Consider the following 17,243-nt stretch of genomic DNA (forward strand, 5'->3'; position numbering starts at 1 on the left):
AGCATTTCCCTACCCATAACTCTAAACTTCAAACCCTAAACTCAAAACACCCTCTTAATACAGCATCCGAAACTTAATCGTCTGCTCAATATCCCGCAGTTCCTGGATCATTTCGTTGGAGTAGTTCTTGGCAATGTCGGTGATGACATAGCCGATTTTGTCCGACGTCTTGAGGTACTGTCCGGTAATGTTGACGTTGTATTTCGCGAAAATGCCGTTGATTTTGGACATCACGCCCGGAACGTTGGCGTGAATATGCAGCAAACGGTGCGCGTCGTGCAGCGGCGGGAGCGTCACTTCGGGGAAGTTCACACTGCCGAACGTACTGCCGGTATTCACGTAGTTGAGCAGTTTATTCGGCACAAACTCGCCGATGCTTGCCTGCGCTTCTTCCGTACTTCCGCCGATATGCGGCGTCAGGATTACGTTCGGAAGGCCCCTGAGTTCGCTTTCAAAGGCTTCATCGTTGGTCTTAGGCTCAGACGGGAATACATCCACCGCCGCGCCGCGGATCTTGCCTGATTTGAGGGCTGCGGCGAGGGCTTTGACATCGACCACATGCCCGCGGGACAGGTTCAGGAAGACCACGCCGTCTTTCATCAGCGCGAATTCCTTCTCACCGATGATATTGGCGTTGGATTTCCGTCCATCCACGTGGAGGGAAATCACGTCCGACTCCTGCAACAATTCTTCCAGGGTATGGCACTGACGGGCGTTGGAAAGCGGCAGTTTTTCGACCAGATCGTAGAACAATACTTCCATCCCGAGCGCTTCAGCTACGACAGAAAGCTGGATACCGATGTTTCCATATCCAATCATGCCGAGTTTTTTACCGCGGACTTCGTTGGAGTTTTTGGCCGACTTGTCCCACTCGCCTTCGTGCATCTTCACCGATTTCTGGTAGATGCCGCGCATGAGGAGGATCATCTCGCCCACCGCCATTTCTACTACCGAACGGGTATTGGAATAGGGCGCGTTGAAGACAGCAACGCCTTTTTCTTCGGCCGTCGCCAGATCAATCTGGTTGGTTCCGATACAGAACGCACCGATAACCATCAAACGGGGAGCATTTTCGAGTACCCGTTTGGTAACCATCGTCTTCGAACGAATCCCGAGAATGGCAACGTCCTTGACTTTTTCGATCAGTTCGTCTTCGTCGAGCGCGCCCTTCAGCAGCTCTACCTGAAATCCTTCCCGGCGGAACAGCTCCACAGCCCGGGCGTGTACGTTTTCGAGCAGGAGTACCTTCAGCCGGCTTTTCGGATACGACTGACTGCGGCTTAATTTATTGATATACAGGAAGTCATCAAGCGAAGTAACAATATGATCGGCTTTCTCGATCACGCGTTGCCGCTCGATGTTTTCCGTAAAGGCAAAGAATTTGTTGGCCAGGCCCGACTCCCGGAGTTCGTAGTCGGTGTACCCGTCGCCGATGACATATACATCCCCCGGCAGGCTCAGCTGGCGGAGCAACTGTACTTTGCCGCCGTTCTGGGAAAGCACGTTGGTTTCGTCGTATCCGGTGATGGTACCATCCTCGCCGAACCGGAAGGTATTGGCAAAAACATGGTCTTCGCGAACGCCCATCTCCGTCACAATCGGGAGGATGAATTCCCGGAACCCGCTGGAAACGATGAAAATCTGGTCGCGGTACTCGCTGATAAACTGTTTATTCCGACTGAACGAGTCCGAAATCTTGCCTCTCAGGAATTCCACGAGTGTCTCGAGGTGATCGCGGTGCGCACGGAGGAGTTCGATCCGCTGCTGAAGGGCCTGTTCGAACGACAGTTCGCCCGCCATGCCCCGATCCGTCATGTCCTTGATTTTTGCGACGACCTCGTCGCGGTCTTTCTGACCTGCCAGGCTGATGGCGGCCAGTTCGTCGAGACCTTCCACCTTCGTAAACGTCGAATCGAAGTCGATGACGAAGTAGGTTTGTTCCAGGGTTTTTGTCAACATACTCAATCTGAATAGATGGGATTCGGCGTTTTTAGTTTGGGGTTCAGGGTTTTGAGTTTAGGGCTATACTGGACAGATCCTCCGTCACAACTGAAAACCCAAAACGGCAAACCGATAACTAAACTCTCAACTTAAAAACCCTAAACTCAAAACACTTTCTTACGTTGGGGGAGTTCGTCCGATTCCAGGAAGCGGAGCGCCCGTTGTTCCGACCAAACGGCGCCGCGGTACCCTGAGGGATAGAATCCGCAGTGTCCTCCCTGAAGAGGATACTCGAAGGCGACGAAGGTCAATTGTTTCATGAATTCCAGCGGATAACATCGGTCCGACAGAAACGGATCGTTCTGCGCGTTGACGATCAGGGTTGGCAGGCGGATTTTATCCACGAAATACAACGATGAGTTGTGTTCGTAGTAATCTTCGGCGTCCCTGTATCCGTGTAGTTGTGAAGTGTAAAGATTGTCGAAATCCCGGATGGTACGGACCTCGTCTATCCGCCCGGCGTTGATCAGATCGGGCATGAGGCGGGCTTTTTCCCGGATTTTCCTTTTCAGCGACCGGTTAAACCGCTCCGTATAAATCCAGGCCTGCCAGCGCTCCAGGTAGGTACTTCCGCTCGACAGGTGCAAAGGTACGGAGAAGACGACGGCTTTCCGGATTTCAGGAGGCGCATTTTCCCCGGTCTCGCCTAAATATTTCAGGGTCAGATTCGCGCCGAGGCTGAATCCGGCCAGGTAAATCTCCGTGTATCCGCGGCTGATGGCGTGGCGGACGACCAAGTCCAGGTCTTCCGTCGCTCCGCTGTGGTAAAAGCGCCGTTGCCGGTTCATCTCGCCGGAGCAGCTGCGGTAATTCCACGCCAGGCAATCGTATCCGTGCCGGCGCAGATGGCGGACCATGCCGAGAATGTATCCGGCCTGTGAATTGCCTTCCAGCCCGTGGCTGAGAATAACAAGCCGTTGTTGCGCCGGGTAGGCCGCGCACCAGTCCAGGTCCAGGAAGTCGTGGTCGGGAGTAAAAATCCGTTCGCGCAGGTAGCTCACGCCCGTCACTTTGCGAAATAAAGCGGGGTAAATGCTCTGCGCATGCCCGTCCGGAAGCCAGAGCGGAGGGCGATAATCGGATCGTTCAATCAGCACCAGATGGGAATCAGTAACCGGGGGCAAAGGTAAGAATAGTTTTGGAAAAGGCTTTAAGCATAGGCTACAACAGCACCTGGTCAGCGTGTACAGCCGGCCAATAGCTTATAGCTTATTGCCTAAAGCCTATTGCCCTAAACACTACCTTTGCACACCTTTTATTTCTATGGAAGAAAACATCAATTCCTTTATTGAAGTCAGCGGGACGATTGCGTTCGCGATTTCGGGGTCGTTTGCAGCTATGCGGAAACGCCTGGATCCTTTTGGCGTGCTGATTATTGCGTTTGTTACGTCCGTCGGCGGCGGTACCATCCGGGATTTGCTGCTGGGACATACGCCGGTCATGTGGCTCAGGACTACCACGACTCCTCTGCTGATTCTCGGCGCCACGCTGGTTTCCATGGCACTGCGGAGGCATACCAAGCACCTCGAACGACCGCTGCTGCTGTTCGACTCCCTTGGTTTGGGGCTGTTTACGATTGTCGGACTGGAGCTGGCTTCCCGCTTCGGTATCCACCCGGGCCTGTGTGTCGCGCTGGGGACGGTGACGGGCTGTTTCGGCGGTGTTTTGCGGGATACCTTTCTGAATGATATCCCCGTCGTCTTCCGCCAGGAAATCTATGCGTCAGCGAGCATTCTGGGGGGATTGCTATACTATGGATTACACGCCTTTCCCGTTGCTGCACCCTGGGCACGGCTCGCGGCTGTAGGTTTTATCTTCCTTTTCCGTCTGTTGGTGGTGCGCTATAAGTTGTCGCTGCCGCGCTTTTACGAGTAATCAGAACCGCAGGGTAAATACCGTCTTCACGCCCGGCTCCGATTCCACCCGCAGTATACCCCTGTGTTGCAGCATAATCTGCCGGGAAAGGCTCAGGCCGATACCCGAACCACCCTGCTTCGTCGAAAAGAAGGGGACAAAAATCTTGTCAATCGCTTCAGGGATAATACCCTTGCCGGTATCCGAGACCTGAATGATGACGCGTTGACTCTTGTCGTACTGGCCGATGAGTTCGAGGCGGGGCTCGGCTACTCCTTCCATCGCCTGAATGGCATTTTTGGTAAGGTTAATCAGCACAAACTCAATCAGTTGGGGATCTGCCGTCATTTCCAGCGTTTCCGGTTCCACGCGCATGACCATCGGAATACCTTTATCGGCGGCTTCGGTCCGGTACAGGCTCATGACGTTGTTGAGTACCGTTTGTACGGGCACAACCTTGAAGTCGGGCTTGGGCAGGCGGGAGAACCGGCGGTAGGCGTCGATCAGCTCCATGAGGCTCTCGCTGCGCCGCTCCATGACCGAAAGTGAGTCGAGGAGGTCGGAATAAGTCTCGTCGGTCAGCCGGTGGTCGTTTTCCCATTCGCTTTCAATCAGTCCTTTGAGTGATCCCGAAAGCGAGTGAATCGGCGTAATAGAGTTGACAATTTCATGGGTAAGCACCCGCGTCAGGTTGCGCCAGGCGTCAAATTCCTGGTTTTGCAGCTCGGATTGAATGTCCTTGAGCGATACCAGTTTCAGCTTCTGGTCTTTCCGGATAAACTCCGTCACGGCATAGGCCAGGGTCCGTTCTTCGCCGCCGAGGGTAAGGCGCAGCAGCCCGGTATCGCCGGAGGAAGCCGTTTCCAGTGCCTCCACCAACGCCGGCGTACCCGCCTGGAGATCTTTGATGTTGCGGAGTACGATGACGTTGAGCAGCCGCTTTGTGGCGGTATTGACGGTTTCAATGTGACCGTCGTGCCCGAAAACCACCAGTCCGACGCTCAGGTGCTGTACAATTGTCTCGAGGTAGCGGACGAGTTCCTCCTTCTCCGAACGGTTTTTCCGGTAAGAGTCAATGACTTCCTGAACCAGAAAGTCGTATTCCGGCGATCCGCCAAGGTACCGGGTGGTATAGTTGCGGGTGAAGTCGGCGTAGCGAATGGCTTCAAACAGGTCCATCACCCGCCGGTTGGCCTTTTTGAGGTAGTTGACGAGGTCAAAACTCAGGTATACCAGCAGCAGCACGAGTACGCCCTTCGTCACGATCAGCCGTGAATTGAACCACAGGTACGACAGAAGGATACTCACCAGCACGATGATGGCCACCCGGAGATAGATCTGGAAGGTGAAGTTGCGCATGGGCGGGAATCAGTTTTCGGTTTTCAGTTTTGAGGTTTTCAGTTTGTTGAACGTCGAGCGTTTAAGGCTTAGCATGCTTCATCCAAAGAGACAAGATGGTTTGATGACTAGGAAAGAAGGCAGGTCTCAGAACTGAAAACAGAAAACCAAAAACTGAAAACCGCCTCCAGCCACCCAACCCTAAACTCCAAACACTAAACTTCCGAACACTATAGCCCATACTTCTCCAACCTCCGGTACAACGACGCCCGCGTCAGGCCCAGTTCGGTGGCGGCTTTGGAGATATTGCCGCTGTGTTTGTTGAGTACTTTACGGATAATGGCCTTTTCGAGTTCGTCGAGGTTGAACTGATCCAGGGACAGGGTATCTCCATTTACCTGTTTTTCAGGCGTTTTCTGGGCGTTGGACAGGAACAGATCCTCGGGCTGGAGGGTCTCCCGCTCGCAGAGGATAACCGCCCGTTCCATCGCGTGCTGCAACTCCCGGACGTTCCCGGGCCAGCCGTACTTCGTCATCCGCTGGATCGCCATCGGGCTGACGTCGCGGATGCGTTTCCGGTACTTCTGGGTATAAACGCGCAGGTAGTGATGTGCCAGCAGTTCGATATCTTCCGGGCGCTCGCGCAGCGCTGGCAGCCGTACTTCGATGGTATTGATCCGGTACAGCAAATCCTGCCGGAATTCGTTTCGTGCGATCATTTCCGCCAATGGCATATTGGTCGCGCAGATGAGACGGATATCTACTGATTTCGGCCGGTTCGAGCCGACACGGGTTACCTGCCGGCTCTGGAGGACGGTCAGCAGCTTGGACTGCATCGGCATGGACAGGTTCCCGATTTCGTCGAGAAAGAGGGTACCGCCGTCGGCCGCTTCGAAGCGACCGGCCCGGTCTTCCCGCGCGTCGGTAAAGGCGCCTTTGACATGCCCGAACAGCTCGCTTTCAAAGAGATTTTCGCTCAGCGCGCCCAGGTCGACACTGATAAACGCCTGCCGGGCGCGGTTGGAATGCTGGTGCAGCGACCGGGCAATGAGCTCCTTTCCGGTACCGTTTTCTCCAAGAATCAGCACGTTGGCGTCCGTCGCGGCTACCTTCTGAATCGTGGCGAATACCTCCCGCATGGCAGGACTGACGCCGACCATCTCGCCGAAACGCGCCTGCTGGTCCCGCGCAATGATCGCGTTCTGGGACTTGAGCTTCTCCACTTCGAGCTTGGATTTCCGGAGCGACAAGGCCGACAACAGCGTCGCCAGCAGTTTTTCATTGCTCCACGGCTTCAGAATGAAGTCGGTAGCGCCGGATTTGACGGCGCGGACGGCCATTTCAACATCGCCATAGGCCGTAATAAGCAGCACAATCGCCGCGGGATCGATCTGCAGAATTTTATCGAGCCAGAAAAACCCCTCGGTACCCGACGTCACGTCATGCGTGAAATTCATGTCGAGCATGATTACGTCATACCCTTCCTGACGGAGGAGATTGGGAAGATTTTCCGGATTTTTCTCGGTGTCGACCCGGGTAAAGTGCTGTTTGAGCAGCAGCCGGGCGGCTTTGAGCAGGTCTTCGTTGTCGTCAACTACCAGAATGCGGGCCGGAGTCAGAGCCATGGGCGAAACAAAATAGGGATGTACGGAAACAGGGGGATTCGTCGGCATACCGGCCGGAGTACCTCCGGTTCAGCGCGTATCCGGCAGATCTTTCTCCAAAATCATACCACGGAACGATTCCGGTAGAAAGCTACCAAAAACTGTCCGGATTCGTACAGTCCCTGTTCGCAGGCGTACACCTTTTCCTAAAAAAAGGCCATTTCCAGCGAATTGAGAGGGTTTTTCAAAATGTGGCACGCGTTTGGAAGTTGAGGGGGCAAGGGTTTAGTATCGGGCCGGGTTCCCGGAGAATTGTCACCGGGAACCTGCTGACCCGAACCGGAAACAGAAACCTGCTTCCGTCCCCTGTCAAACCATCGAAAAGAAATGGAAACGCTTTGCCGAACAGATCGTACTGCCTTAGTGGAAGCCTGCCAGCGTGGTGAGCGCTCCGCTCAGTATGAGCTTTACCGGCTGTATTCCAAGTCGATGTACAACGTCGCCTTTCGTATTCTCAACCACACCGCTGAAGCCGAAGACGTGCTGCAGGACGCCTTCGTCAAGTTTTTCCAGCGGCTGAGCGATTTTCGCCAGGAAAGCACCGTCGGCGCCTACCTGAAACAGATTGTGGTGAACGAAGCCCTGAACCGTCTGCGCCAGCGCCGGGTGAAATGGGCGGAAGTAGAAGAAGGCTACGAAGTGGCTCAGGAACCCGCACATGAGCCGGACGAGTGGGAAGTATCCCGCGTCCGTGCAGCGATGATGCGCCTCCCGGATGGTTTCCGGACGGTCCTGACCTTGCATCTGCTGGAAGACTATAGTCACGACGAAATTGCCGAAATGCTCCAGATTTCTGCCTCTACTTCCCGTACACAATACATGCGGGCGAAGAATAAGTTGAGGGAAATACTGAGCTGACGCCGTTTTCGGTTTACAGTTTTCTGTTTTCCGTTCTGTCTCCGGAAAGCAAAACTGAAAACCGAAAACAAAAAACCGAAAACCTTAAAAGAACCCGTAACCCCCTATTACCCGTGGATAAGAAAATTGAAAAAAAGTTCTGGAATAAGAAGCGTATCCTGGTTATCACCGGCGGATTACTGCTCGTGTCGATTGCCTGCTGGGCGATTTTCCTGCGGGATACCCGCACCCAGCTCCGCGTCGAAACGGAAAAGCTGACGGTCTCGACTGTTTCCCAGGGTGCTTTCAACGAATTCATTCCGGTAAACGGGACGGTTATTCCCATCCAGAGCGTGCAGCTCGACGCCGTTGAAGGCGGGTCGATCGAAAAAATCTTCAAACAATCCGGCGACATGGTAAAGGCCGGAGATGTCATCCTTCAACTGTCCAATACCGAACTGAAACTCAACGTACTCACGCGGGAAACGGCGCTGTATGACCAGCTCAACAACGCCCGGACGTCCCGCCTGCAACTCCAGCAGAATACCCTGACCCTGCAGAATACGATTGCCGAAATCGACTACCAGGTCAAAATCAAGGAGCAGCAGCTCGACCGGAACGACAAGGCCTCGAAGTATCTTTCCGAAAAAGAAAAGCAGGATCTGCGGGAGGAATTGCAGTACCAGCGCCGGCGGCGGACCGTCACCCTGCGTTCCTACGTACAGGATTCCCTCATCCGGATTCAGCAGAATACCCAGCTGAACCAGTCGGAAAAGCGGATTTGGGAAAGTATCCAGGGCGTTGGCACCATGCTCGACAACCTCCTCGTGAAGGCGCCTATTTCCGGACAGCTTTCCACGGCTACCGACCTTCAGATCGGGCAGCTCATTACCCGGGGAACGCGTATCGGGCAGGTCGATATCCTCGATAAATTCAAAATCCGGGTACCGATCGACGAACTTTACCTCCCCCGTATCATCAAGGGACTGGAAGGCTTCGCCGACCTGGACGGCAAGGAATACCGCATGACGGTCGACAAGGTGTTCCCTACCGTCACCAACGGCCGCTTCGAAGTGGATATGCTCTTTGCTGAAGCTGCGCCGAAGGATATCCGCCGCGGCCAGACGCTCCGCATCCGCCTCGAACTCGGCAAGCCTGAGCAGGCTACCCTGCTGCCCACGGGCGGTTTCTATCAGCAATCCGGCGGCAACTGGGTGTATGTAGTCGAGCCGGGAGGACAGAAGGCCGTTCGCCGCACGATCCAGCTTGGACGTAAAAACCCCAGCTATTACGAAGTCCTGGAAGGCCTGAAACCCGGCGAGCAGGTCATCACCTCGAGCTATGAATTTTTCGGGGACAACCAGGTCCTCAACCTCAACGAAGCTACCAAACCGAAATAACCCCGGCCGGACCTGCGCCTGCCTTGACCTCAATCCCAACGCCCAATGATTCAGATCAAAAATCTCAAGAAAGTCTACCGGACCGAAGAAATCGAAACGACGGCCCTCGATCACGTAAACGTCGAAATCGCGAACGGTGAGTTCGTGGCCATCATGGGTCCGTCGGGTTGCGGCAAGTCGACCCTGCTCAACGTCCTCGGTATGCTCGACAACCCGTCGACAGGAGAATACCACTTCTGGGGCGAGGAAATCTCCAAATACTCCGAGCGTCAGCGGGCGAAGCTCCGCAAGGGGAATATCGGCTTTGTCTTCCAGAGCTTTAACCTGATCGACGAACTGACGGTTTATGAAAACGTCGAACTTCCCCTTCTCTACCTCGGCAAGTCGGCCTCGGAGCGCAAGGAACTGGTAGACGTTGTTCTCAACCGCATGAACATCATGCACCGGAAAGACCACTTTCCCCAGCAGCTTTCAGGCGGTCAGCAGCAGCGTGTGGCCATCGCACGGGCGGTTGTCGCGAAACCGAAGCTGATCCTCGCCGATGAGCCGACGGGTAACCTCGACTCCACCAACGGAGAAGAGGTAATGAAGCTCCTCCAGCAGCTCAACGAGGAAGGTACCACCATCATCATGGTAACGCACTCCCCGCACGACGCCAACTACAGCCACCGCGTCATCAACCTCTTTGACGGGCATGTGGTGACGGAGAATATTAATGCGAAGTTTCATATTTAGGCTTTAGGCAGTAAGCTTTAGGCTGTAAGCAGTATGCTGCAAGCCTATCGCTTATAGCCTAAAGCTTATAGCCTAAAGCCCCTCAACATGTTCTCCAACTACCTCAAAATCGCCTTCCGGAACCTCTGGAGAAACGGCGTGTTCTCCGTGATCAACGTCGTAGGGCTGGCGCTGGGTATTACCTGTGCGCTGCTGATAGGCCTGTGGGTCAAGAGCGAGCTTTCGATGGATAATTACCACGAAAAAGGCCCGCAGCTGTACCGTGTGATGCAGCGGCAGACCTTCAACGGCGAAACCAACGCCGGCCCGCACACCCCCGGCATGCTCAGCTATGAGCTCAAGAAGAAGTTTCCGGAGGTTGTCTACGCGGCAGGCTTTACGTGGTATAACGAGCTGAATTTTACGGTTGGAAACAAGTTCAACAAGCAGAAAGCGCGCTGGGCGGGGGCCGACTGGTTCAAGATGTTCTCCATCCCGCTGCTGGAAGGCACGGCGGAAACGGCCCTGAAGACGCCGGAGAGTATCGCCATTTCCCGCAAGCTGGCCGACAGCTATTTCGGCAGCCCGGCTGCCGCGTTCGGGAAAACGGTGGAAGTAGCCGGCAGCGACCGTCCCTACAAAGTCACGGCGGTATTTGAAGACTTGCCTTCGGAAGCGTCCGAGCCCTATGATTTTCTGCTTTCCTGGGATGATTTCGCCATCCGCAGCCCCTGGATCAAGGAATGGGGGAACAACGGCCCGCGGTGTTTCTTCGAAGTACGGCCGGATGCGAACATCGCTTCCGTCGAAAAACGCCTCAAGAAATTTCTCAATAAGTACCGCAAGGAAGAATTCCCCAATGAACTTTTCCTGCAACGGGTAGGCGAATCATACCTCTACAACGACTGGCGGGGCGGCATTCAGAACGGCGGGCGGATCGAGTATGTCCGGCTGTTCAGTATCGTCGCGGTATTCATCCTTCTTATTGCCTGTATCAATTTCATGAACCTGGCTACGGCCCGCTCCGAACGCCGGAGCCGGGAAGTAGGCGTTCGGAAAGTAATGGGCGCTGTGCGGGAATCGCTCATCGGGCAGTTTCTCGCCGAGTCCTTCCTGATTACCTTTCTCGCGATCCTGTTCGCGATCGGTCTGGTGGAGATACTGATGCCGTTTTTCAATGAACTGACAGAAAAACACCTTTCTTTCTCCCTGACGGATCCGTTTACCTACCTGATTCTCCTGGCCGTCGGCCTGCTGACGGGCCTCCTGGCAGGCAGCTATCCGGCCTTCTACCTCTCGGGTTTCAACCCTGCGCGGGTACTGAAAGGGCGACTGAAATTCTCCCGCGGGAGCAAGCTCTTTCGGCAGGGGCTGGTCGTATTCCAGTTTACGCTGTCGATCCTGCTGATCGTGGGTACGCTGATTATTTACCGGCAGATCAGTTTTATCCGGACTAAAAACGTCGGGTACGACCGCGAAAACCTGATCTATGTCCCGATGGAAGGCGAGCTGACCACAAAATACGAGACCCTGATTACCGAACTCTCCCGCAAACCCGGTGTCGCTTCTGTCAGTACCATCGGTCAGGCCCCGGGCGAATTCGGCAGCAATACCATCAGTGTGGAATGGCCGGGAAAAGATCCATCCAGTCGCCCGCTTTTCGAAAACGCCAGTATCGGCTACAACGGCCTCAAGACACTGGGTATCAAACTATTGGCAGGACGCGAGTTTTCGCCGAAATACGCCACCGACTCTTCCGGCTACCTCATCAACCGGGCGGCGCTCAAACTGATCGGCTACAAAGATCCCATCGGGCAGCCGCTCAAGTTCTGGGGCCGGCAGGGTACAATTGTCGGTTTGGTAGATGACTTTCACTTCCATTCGCTTCACGAACAGATCAAACCGTTGATTCTGCGGCTCGACCGCGGGTGGGACAAAAACCTCGACGGCCTCCTCATGGTCCGGACCGAAGCCGGCCAGACCGAAAAAGCCATCGCCGGTATTGAAGAAATCTGCAAGCGTCTGAATCCGAAGTTTCCGTTCAACTACAAATTTGCCGACGTTGAATACGGCCGGATGTACCGCTCCGAACAGGTAGTCGGTACCCTCGCGGAGGTCTTCGCCGTACTCGGTATTTTCATTTCCTGCCTCGGACTGCTGGGCCTCGCGGCCTTCACCGCCGAGCAGCGCACAAAGGAAATCGGCATTCGCAAAGTACTGGGCGCCAGCGTATTCAGCGTCATGACGCTGCTCTCGCGGGATTTTGTCAAGCTGGTGGGTATCGCCTTTGTCATCGCCTCGCCGATTGCGTGGTGGGCGCTGCAGGACTACCTCCGCAAATTCTATTACCACATCGCGATCAGCTGGTGGATTTTCGCCGCCGCCGGCCTGCTTGCGTTGATCGTCGCCGTCCTGACGGTCAGTTCCCAGGCCTTCCGCGCCGCTACGGCGAATCCGGTGAAGAGTCTCAAATCCGAGTAATTCAGCATGGGGCATGGGGCAGAGGGCCCTTTGCCCCATGCCCTTTGCCCCATGCCCTATGCTCTCCAACTACCTCAAGATCGCCTGCCGCAACCTCCTTCGCCACCGGAGTTTTACGGTATTGAACCTCACCGGGCTGGCACTGGGCATGGCCAGTTTCTGGCTTATTCTCCAGTATGTCCGGTTCGAAGAAAGCTATGACCGGATTCACGCCGACCGCATTTACCGTGTAGAAAGCCTCTTTTCAAAAGGCGGATCGACGACAGATCATTGGGCAACAAGCTCCAACGGATACGCGTCGGCCATGAAAAACCACCTGCCCGAGGTCGAAGATTTCACCCGGATCAGCTGGCGGAACTCCAACCGCATCGTCCGCTACCAAAACATCAAGTTCCGGGAGAATCACGTCTGCTTCGCCGATTCCAACTTCTTCCGCTTCTTTTCGTATCCGGTGATTTCGGGGGATAAACGAACATTTCTGAATGAACCCAACACCGTCGTCATTTCCGAAACGATGGCCGCCAAATACTTCGGCCGTGCCAATCCGATCGGTAAACAACTGGATATCAGTACGACCGGCGACATTTACAAGTGCCAGGTAACGGGCGTCTTCGCCGACCTGCCCGTCAACTCCGGCATGCAGTTTGACATGCTGATGTCGTGGCGGACTTCCCCCTCCTGGACCTGGAACTTCTGGTACCAGCACGAGAGCTACAGCTTTGTCCGGCTGAGCCCCAATACCTCTCCCGAAGCCGTCGAAGCCAAGTTTCCGGCCCTTTCCCAACGATACAAAACCGCCGAAGCCCTGCGGGATATGACCTGGGGCGTGCGGCTCGTTCCGCTGGCAGATATTCACCTTAATGCCGGCCTTCCGAATGAAATCGAGGCGAAAGGAAGCCGTCTATCCGTCCGTTTTTTGTGGGCTACCGGCATTATTCTCCTGCTCATCAGCTGGATCAACTACAGCAACCTCGCCACGGTACGCAACCTGTTCCGGGCGAAGGAAATGGGCATCCGGCGGACCATCGGTTCCTCCCGGAAGCAACTCATTGTCCAGTTTCTGTTTGAATCGCTGCTGCTCCACCTTCTGGCACTGTGCCTGGCTGTTCTGCTGGCGGAAGCGGCAGTTTCCGTACTGCCCTCCTCGCTCCATCTGACGGCCGTACCGGGTCAGATACGGCCGCTTCTTGAATTCGCCGCGCTGTTTCTGACGGGTGTCGCGTTGACGGCCGTCTACCCTGCCGTAGCCCTGCTTCGCGCCAATCCGATGGCGGTACTCAAAGGAAAGTATGTGTTTTCGCCAGCCGATCTGTTTTTGCGTAAGTCCCTGATTGTCGCACAGTTCTCCATCGCTATTCTGCTCATCGCCGGAACGGTGGTCGTATACCGGCAGATGGCTTTCATGCTGGAACAAGACCCCGGCATCCGGACCACGCAGGTATTGTCGCTCAAGCTGCCGGCAAAAACGGAACAGTATGCCGATCGGACGCGGCATTTCAAGGAACAGCTCCGCAGCCTGGCAGGCGTCCATTCCGTCAGTGAATCGGGCGCAGTTCCGGGCCGGGAAGTCGGGCAGGTACTGGCTAACCGGCCGTGGTCGGCGGCACCGTCGTCCAATAAACCGTATGAAATGCTGACGGTCGACTATGATTTCGGAAAGACGTTTGACCTTCAACTCCTCGCCGGTCATTACTTTGACCGGTCCCGACCGGCTGATACCCAGGGCCTTATTCTGAATGAATCGGCTATGAAACAATTCGGGTTTGCTACACCCGAGCAGGCGATCGGCCAGAAAATCGCACTGGAAACGACGGGCAACCGGCCCAACGAAGTCATCGGCGTCATCAGAGACTACCACCAGCGGTCGCTCCGCCATCCGTTTACACCTATCATTCTGTTTATGGATCCGGATTACCGGTGGATTCCGACCGAGTACTATTCGATCCGGGTGGATACCGGAAACCCCGGCCGGCTCATCCGCGCGGTGCAGCAGCTATGGGACGCGCACTTTCCGGAGTCGTCGATGGATTACTTCTTCCTCGATCAGTTTTACCAGCAACAGTATGAGCAGGATGCACAATTCCGCCTGCTCTTCAGCGTATTCTCCGGATTATCCATTTTCGTCGCCTGCCTCGGTCTACTCGGACTATCGGCCTTCACCGCCCAGCAGCGCATCCGCGAAATCGGCATCCGGAAAGTACTGGGCGCCAGCCTGGGAAGTATCGTGGTATTGCTCTCCGAAGATTTTGTCAAGTTGATTCTGATCGCGATCCTCATCGCTTCGCCCCTGGCGTGGTGGTGCATGGATCAGTGGCTGGCAGGATTTGCCTACCGTATTTCCCTCAGTACCTGGCTGTTTGCAGCGTCCGGAGCGGTCGTCATGCTCGTCGCACTGCTCACCGTTGGCAGTCAGACCCTCCGCGCCGCACGGATGGATCCGGCAAAAAGTTTGAAAACAGACGTTTAATGGCAGAGGGCAGAGGCCTCGTGCTCCATGCCCTCTGCCCTCTGCCCCATGCTCAAAAACTACTTCCTCATCGCCCTGCGCAATCTGTGGAAAAACAAGGTTTTTTCGCTGATCAACGTCGTTGGCCTCGCCGTCGGCATGGCCTGCTGCCTGCTCATCCTGCTGTACGTGCAGCGGGAGCTGAGCTATGACAAACAGCACGATCATGCGTCGGACCTGTACCGGCTCGTGACCGAATTTGTATCGGAGGAGAAGACCGACCGGTCACCCACGGCGGCGGCCCCGGTGGGCCCGGCCCTGAAGCAGGAATTTCCTGAAATAGCCGAGATGGCCCGGGTATTCGTGCCATTTTTCGAAGATGCCGCGATCCTGAAACGCATGGAAGGCGGCAGGACTGTTCAGTCGTTTTACGAAACGAAAGGATGCCTCGCCGACTCCACCTACTTCCGCGTTTTTTCCTATGATTTTCTGGAAGGGAATCCGGCAAAAGCGCTCGACAAGCCTAACTCCGTCGTCCTGACAGAGGCGATTGCCCGGCGGCTTTACGGAGACGCGCCGGCGTTGAACCGGATCGTCCGCATCAGCAGCAACAACGGAGATATCGACTTCAAGGTAACGGGCGTGGTACGCCCCAAAGGCCTCTCCCACCTCGACAATACCTATATCATGTCGCTGTCGAGCGGGAATATCGGAGAGTTTGTCCGGTCGGTGCGGAATTTCGCCGTCAACAACATGTTTTACACCTACGTCAAGCTCCGGCCCGGCGCTTCGGCAAAAGCCCTGGAAGCGAAGTTTCCGGCGTTTATCCGGAAGTACATGGGCGAAGACCTGAAGCGCGTAGCCTTCAAAAAGAACCAGTACCTGGAATCTGTCCCCCGTATTCACCTGTATTCAGATACCGGCGCGCAGTTCGGCATCCGGGGCAGTATTCAGTATGTATACATTTTCGCGACGGTGGCGCTGTTTACCCTGCTCATCGCGTGTATCAACTTCATGAACCTCAGTACCGCCCGCTCCGGCCGCCGCGCGGCAGAAGTCGGCGTCCGGAAGGTCATGGGCGCGGGCAGGGAATCGCTGATCGGGCAGTTTCTGGGAGAATCGATGGTTATCAGCTTCCTGGCGTTGCTGATTGCGGTATTTCTGGTGGAACTCACCCTGCCGGCGTTTAACCGGGTAGCCGGTACTGATCTCTCGGTTTCCATCCTGCGGGACTACGACAAGCTCCTCATTTTTGTGGGACTGGCCTTTCTGACCGGTATACTCGCCGGCAGCTATCCGGCTTTTTACCTGTCGTCGTTCAACCCGGTACAGGTATTAAAGGGCAAGGGACGCAATACGCTGTCGGCGGCGCGTTTACGCCGCGCGCTGGTGGTGTTCCAGTTTGCGCTGTCGATCATGCTGATTGTCGGGTCGATGGTCATCTGGCGGCAGATGCAGTACCTGCGCGACAAAGACCTGGGTTTCGTGAAAGATCACCAGCTTGTCATACCGCTGCGAACCAGCCAGGCACAGGGGCACTACGAAGCGCTCAAACAGGCCAGCCTCCGGAATACCGGCATTGTATCTGCCTCGGCAGCAAGCAGTTATCCGGGTATTTTCACGCCGGGAGATCAGAATTTCTTCCGGGAAGGAAGAACGGTCGAGCAGAGCGTCAACGTCAAGATGAACCACGTCAACTTTGATTTTCTGGAGACGATGGGCTTCCATCTGCTGGCGGGGCGGTTTTTCTCTCCCCGCTTCCCGGCGGATACGGCGCAGCGGCTGGTACTCAACGAAGAAGCGGTATCCCGGCTGGGTTATACGCCGCAGAACATCGTCGGGCAGCGCCTGTACTGGCAGGGCAGCGACGGCAAAGTTCCGTACTATGTCGTCGGCGTCGTCCGGGATTTTCACTTCATGGGTTTGCAGCAGCCTATCAACCCTTTCGGATTTGTACTGGCGCCGTGGGGCCTGAACTACATGGTATTACGGGTCAGGACGGATAGACCGTCGGGTATTCTGAAAACGCTGGAAGCCTCCTGGAAAACCCTCAACCCCGACGAACCGTTTGAATACCGCTTCCTCGACCAGGATTTTCAGAAGAACTATCAGTCGGAAGAAAAAATGGGTACCGTCGTCGGATACTTCACTTTCATTGCCATTCTGATTGCGAGTCTCGGTTTGTACGGCCTGGCCGCCTTTACCGCCGAGCAGAAAGTCAAGGAAATCGGCGTCCGGAAGGTACTCGGAGCCAGCGTCGGTAGCCTGGTAGCGCTGCTTTCGAAAGACTTCCTGAAGCTGGTACTCGCCGCTTTTGTCGTTGCCGTACCGCTTTCCTGGTATGCGATGGATAGCTGGTTGCAGGAATTCGCCTTCCGGACATCGCTGAGCTGGTGGCTCTTTGCCATCGCCGGGTGCGTCGCGCTGTTTATTGCCTTGCTGACGATCAGCAGTCAGACGCTGCGGGCCGCCCGTGTCAACCCGGTTAAAAGCCTGAAATCAGAATAA

The 17,243-nt window shown here is 55.4% G+C and carries 11 protein-coding genes; 7 read left to right on the forward strand and 4 right to left on the reverse strand.

Features of this window, described 5'->3' with window-relative positions:
* Nucleotides 1-54: 54 nt before the first annotated feature.
* Nucleotides 55-1,959, reverse strand: coding sequence for a phosphoglycerate dehydrogenase (gene serA / locus BLR09_RS10795; RefSeq protein ID WP_093201628.1), 1,905 nt, complete (start codon nt 1,957-1,959; stop codon nt 55-57).
* Between the two features lie 146 nt (nt 1,960-2,105).
* Nucleotides 2,106-3,098 carry a YheT family hydrolase gene (locus tag BLR09_RS10800; protein ID WP_317039215.1) on the reverse strand — a complete coding sequence of 331 codons (993 nt, stop codon included), beginning with the start codon at nt 3,096-3,098 and terminating at the stop codon, nt 2,106-2,108.
* Nucleotides 3,099-3,264: 166 nt separating this feature from the next.
* Between BLR09_RS10800 and BLR09_RS10805 the strand changes: the two genes are divergently transcribed.
* On the forward strand, nt 3,265-3,876 hold the full coding sequence (locus tag BLR09_RS10805; RefSeq protein WP_093201630.1) for a trimeric intracellular cation channel family protein: 612 nt from the start codon (nt 3,265-3,267) through the stop codon (nt 3,874-3,876).
* On the opposite strand, the gene BLR09_RS10810 is transcribed toward BLR09_RS10805, so the two are convergent.
* Nucleotides 3,877-5,214: a sensor histidine kinase gene (locus tag BLR09_RS10810; RefSeq protein ID WP_093201633.1), complete on the reverse strand. Its 1,338-nt coding sequence runs from the start codon at nt 5,212-5,214 to the stop codon at nt 3,877-3,879. It abuts the gene before it with no gap.
* Nucleotides 5,215-5,423: 209 nt separating this feature from the next.
* Nucleotides 5,424-6,818: a sigma-54-dependent transcriptional regulator gene (locus tag BLR09_RS10815; RefSeq protein WP_093201636.1), complete on the reverse strand. Its 1,395-nt coding sequence runs from the start codon at nt 6,816-6,818 to the stop codon at nt 5,424-5,426.
* Nucleotides 6,819-7,184: 366 nt separating this feature from the next.
* Between BLR09_RS10815 and BLR09_RS10820 the strand changes: the two genes are divergently transcribed.
* The 6 genes from BLR09_RS10820 to BLR09_RS10845 all read left to right on the forward strand — a co-directional run bounded on the left by BLR09_RS10820 (nt 7,185) and on the right by BLR09_RS10845 (nt 17,243).
* Nucleotides 7,185-7,715, forward strand: coding sequence for an RNA polymerase sigma factor (locus BLR09_RS10820; RefSeq protein ID WP_093201638.1), 531 nt, complete (start codon nt 7,185-7,187; stop codon nt 7,713-7,715).
* Nucleotides 7,716-7,828: 113 nt separating this feature from the next.
* Nucleotides 7,829-9,094, forward strand: a complete 1,266-nt coding sequence (locus BLR09_RS10825; RefSeq protein ID WP_093201641.1) for an efflux RND transporter periplasmic adaptor subunit — start codon at nt 7,829-7,831, stop codon at nt 9,092-9,094.
* Between the two features lie 45 nt (nt 9,095-9,139).
* Complete coding sequence (locus tag BLR09_RS10830) at nt 9,140-9,829, forward strand: ABC transporter ATP-binding protein (RefSeq protein ID WP_093201644.1); 690 nt, start codon at nt 9,140-9,142, stop codon at nt 9,827-9,829.
* Between the two features lie 87 nt (nt 9,830-9,916).
* Nucleotides 9,917-12,289, forward strand: a complete 2,373-nt coding sequence (locus BLR09_RS10835) for an ABC transporter permease (RefSeq protein WP_093201646.1) — start codon at nt 9,917-9,919, stop codon at nt 12,287-12,289.
* Nucleotides 12,290-12,347: 58 nt separating this feature from the next.
* Complete coding sequence (locus BLR09_RS10840) at nt 12,348-14,756, forward strand: ABC transporter permease (protein WP_176785520.1); 2,409 nt, start codon at nt 12,348-12,350, stop codon at nt 14,754-14,756.
* A 48-nt stretch (nt 14,757-14,804) separates the two neighbouring features.
* A complete protein-coding gene (locus BLR09_RS10845) occupies nt 14,805-17,243 on the forward strand; it encodes an ABC transporter permease (protein WP_093201652.1) in 2,439 nt (812 codons plus the stop codon).

The organism is Siphonobacter aquaeclarae (assembly GCF_900103285.1).
Taxonomy (GTDB): Bacteria; Bacteroidota; Bacteroidia; order Cytophagales; family Spirosomataceae; genus Siphonobacter; species Siphonobacter aquaeclarae.

What these genes read in the sequence shown, in the direction of transcription:
- BLR09_RS10830 (WP_093201644.1), top strand. Translation starts at nt 9,140, where the DNA reads ATGATTCAGATCAAAAATCTCAAGAAAGTCTACCGGACCGAAGAAATC.
- BLR09_RS10805 (WP_093201630.1), top strand. Translation starts at nt 3,265, where the DNA reads ATGGAAGAAAACATCAATTCCTTTATTGAAGTCAGCGGGACGATTGCG.
- BLR09_RS10815 (WP_093201636.1), bottom strand. Translation starts at nt 6,818, where the DNA reads ATGGCTCTGACTCCGGCCCGCATTCTGGTAGTTGACGACAACGAAGAC.
- BLR09_RS10810 (WP_093201633.1), bottom strand. Translation starts at nt 5,214, where the DNA reads ATGCGCAACTTCACCTTCCAGATCTATCTCCGGGTGGCCATCATCGTG.
- serA (WP_093201628.1), bottom strand. Translation starts at nt 1,959, where the DNA reads ATGTTGACAAAAACCCTGGAACAAACCTACTTCGTCATCGACTTCGAT.
- BLR09_RS10835 (WP_093201646.1), top strand. Translation starts at nt 9,917, where the DNA reads ATGTTCTCCAACTACCTCAAAATCGCCTTCCGGAACCTCTGGAGAAAC.
- BLR09_RS10840 (WP_176785520.1), top strand. Translation starts at nt 12,348, where the DNA reads ATGCTCTCCAACTACCTCAAGATCGCCTGCCGCAACCTCCTTCGCCAC.
- BLR09_RS10820 (WP_093201638.1), top strand. Translation starts at nt 7,185, where the DNA reads ATGGAAACGCTTTGCCGAACAGATCGTACTGCCTTAGTGGAAGCCTGC.
- BLR09_RS10845 (WP_093201652.1), top strand. Translation starts at nt 14,805, where the DNA reads ATGCTCAAAAACTACTTCCTCATCGCCCTGCGCAATCTGTGGAAAAAC.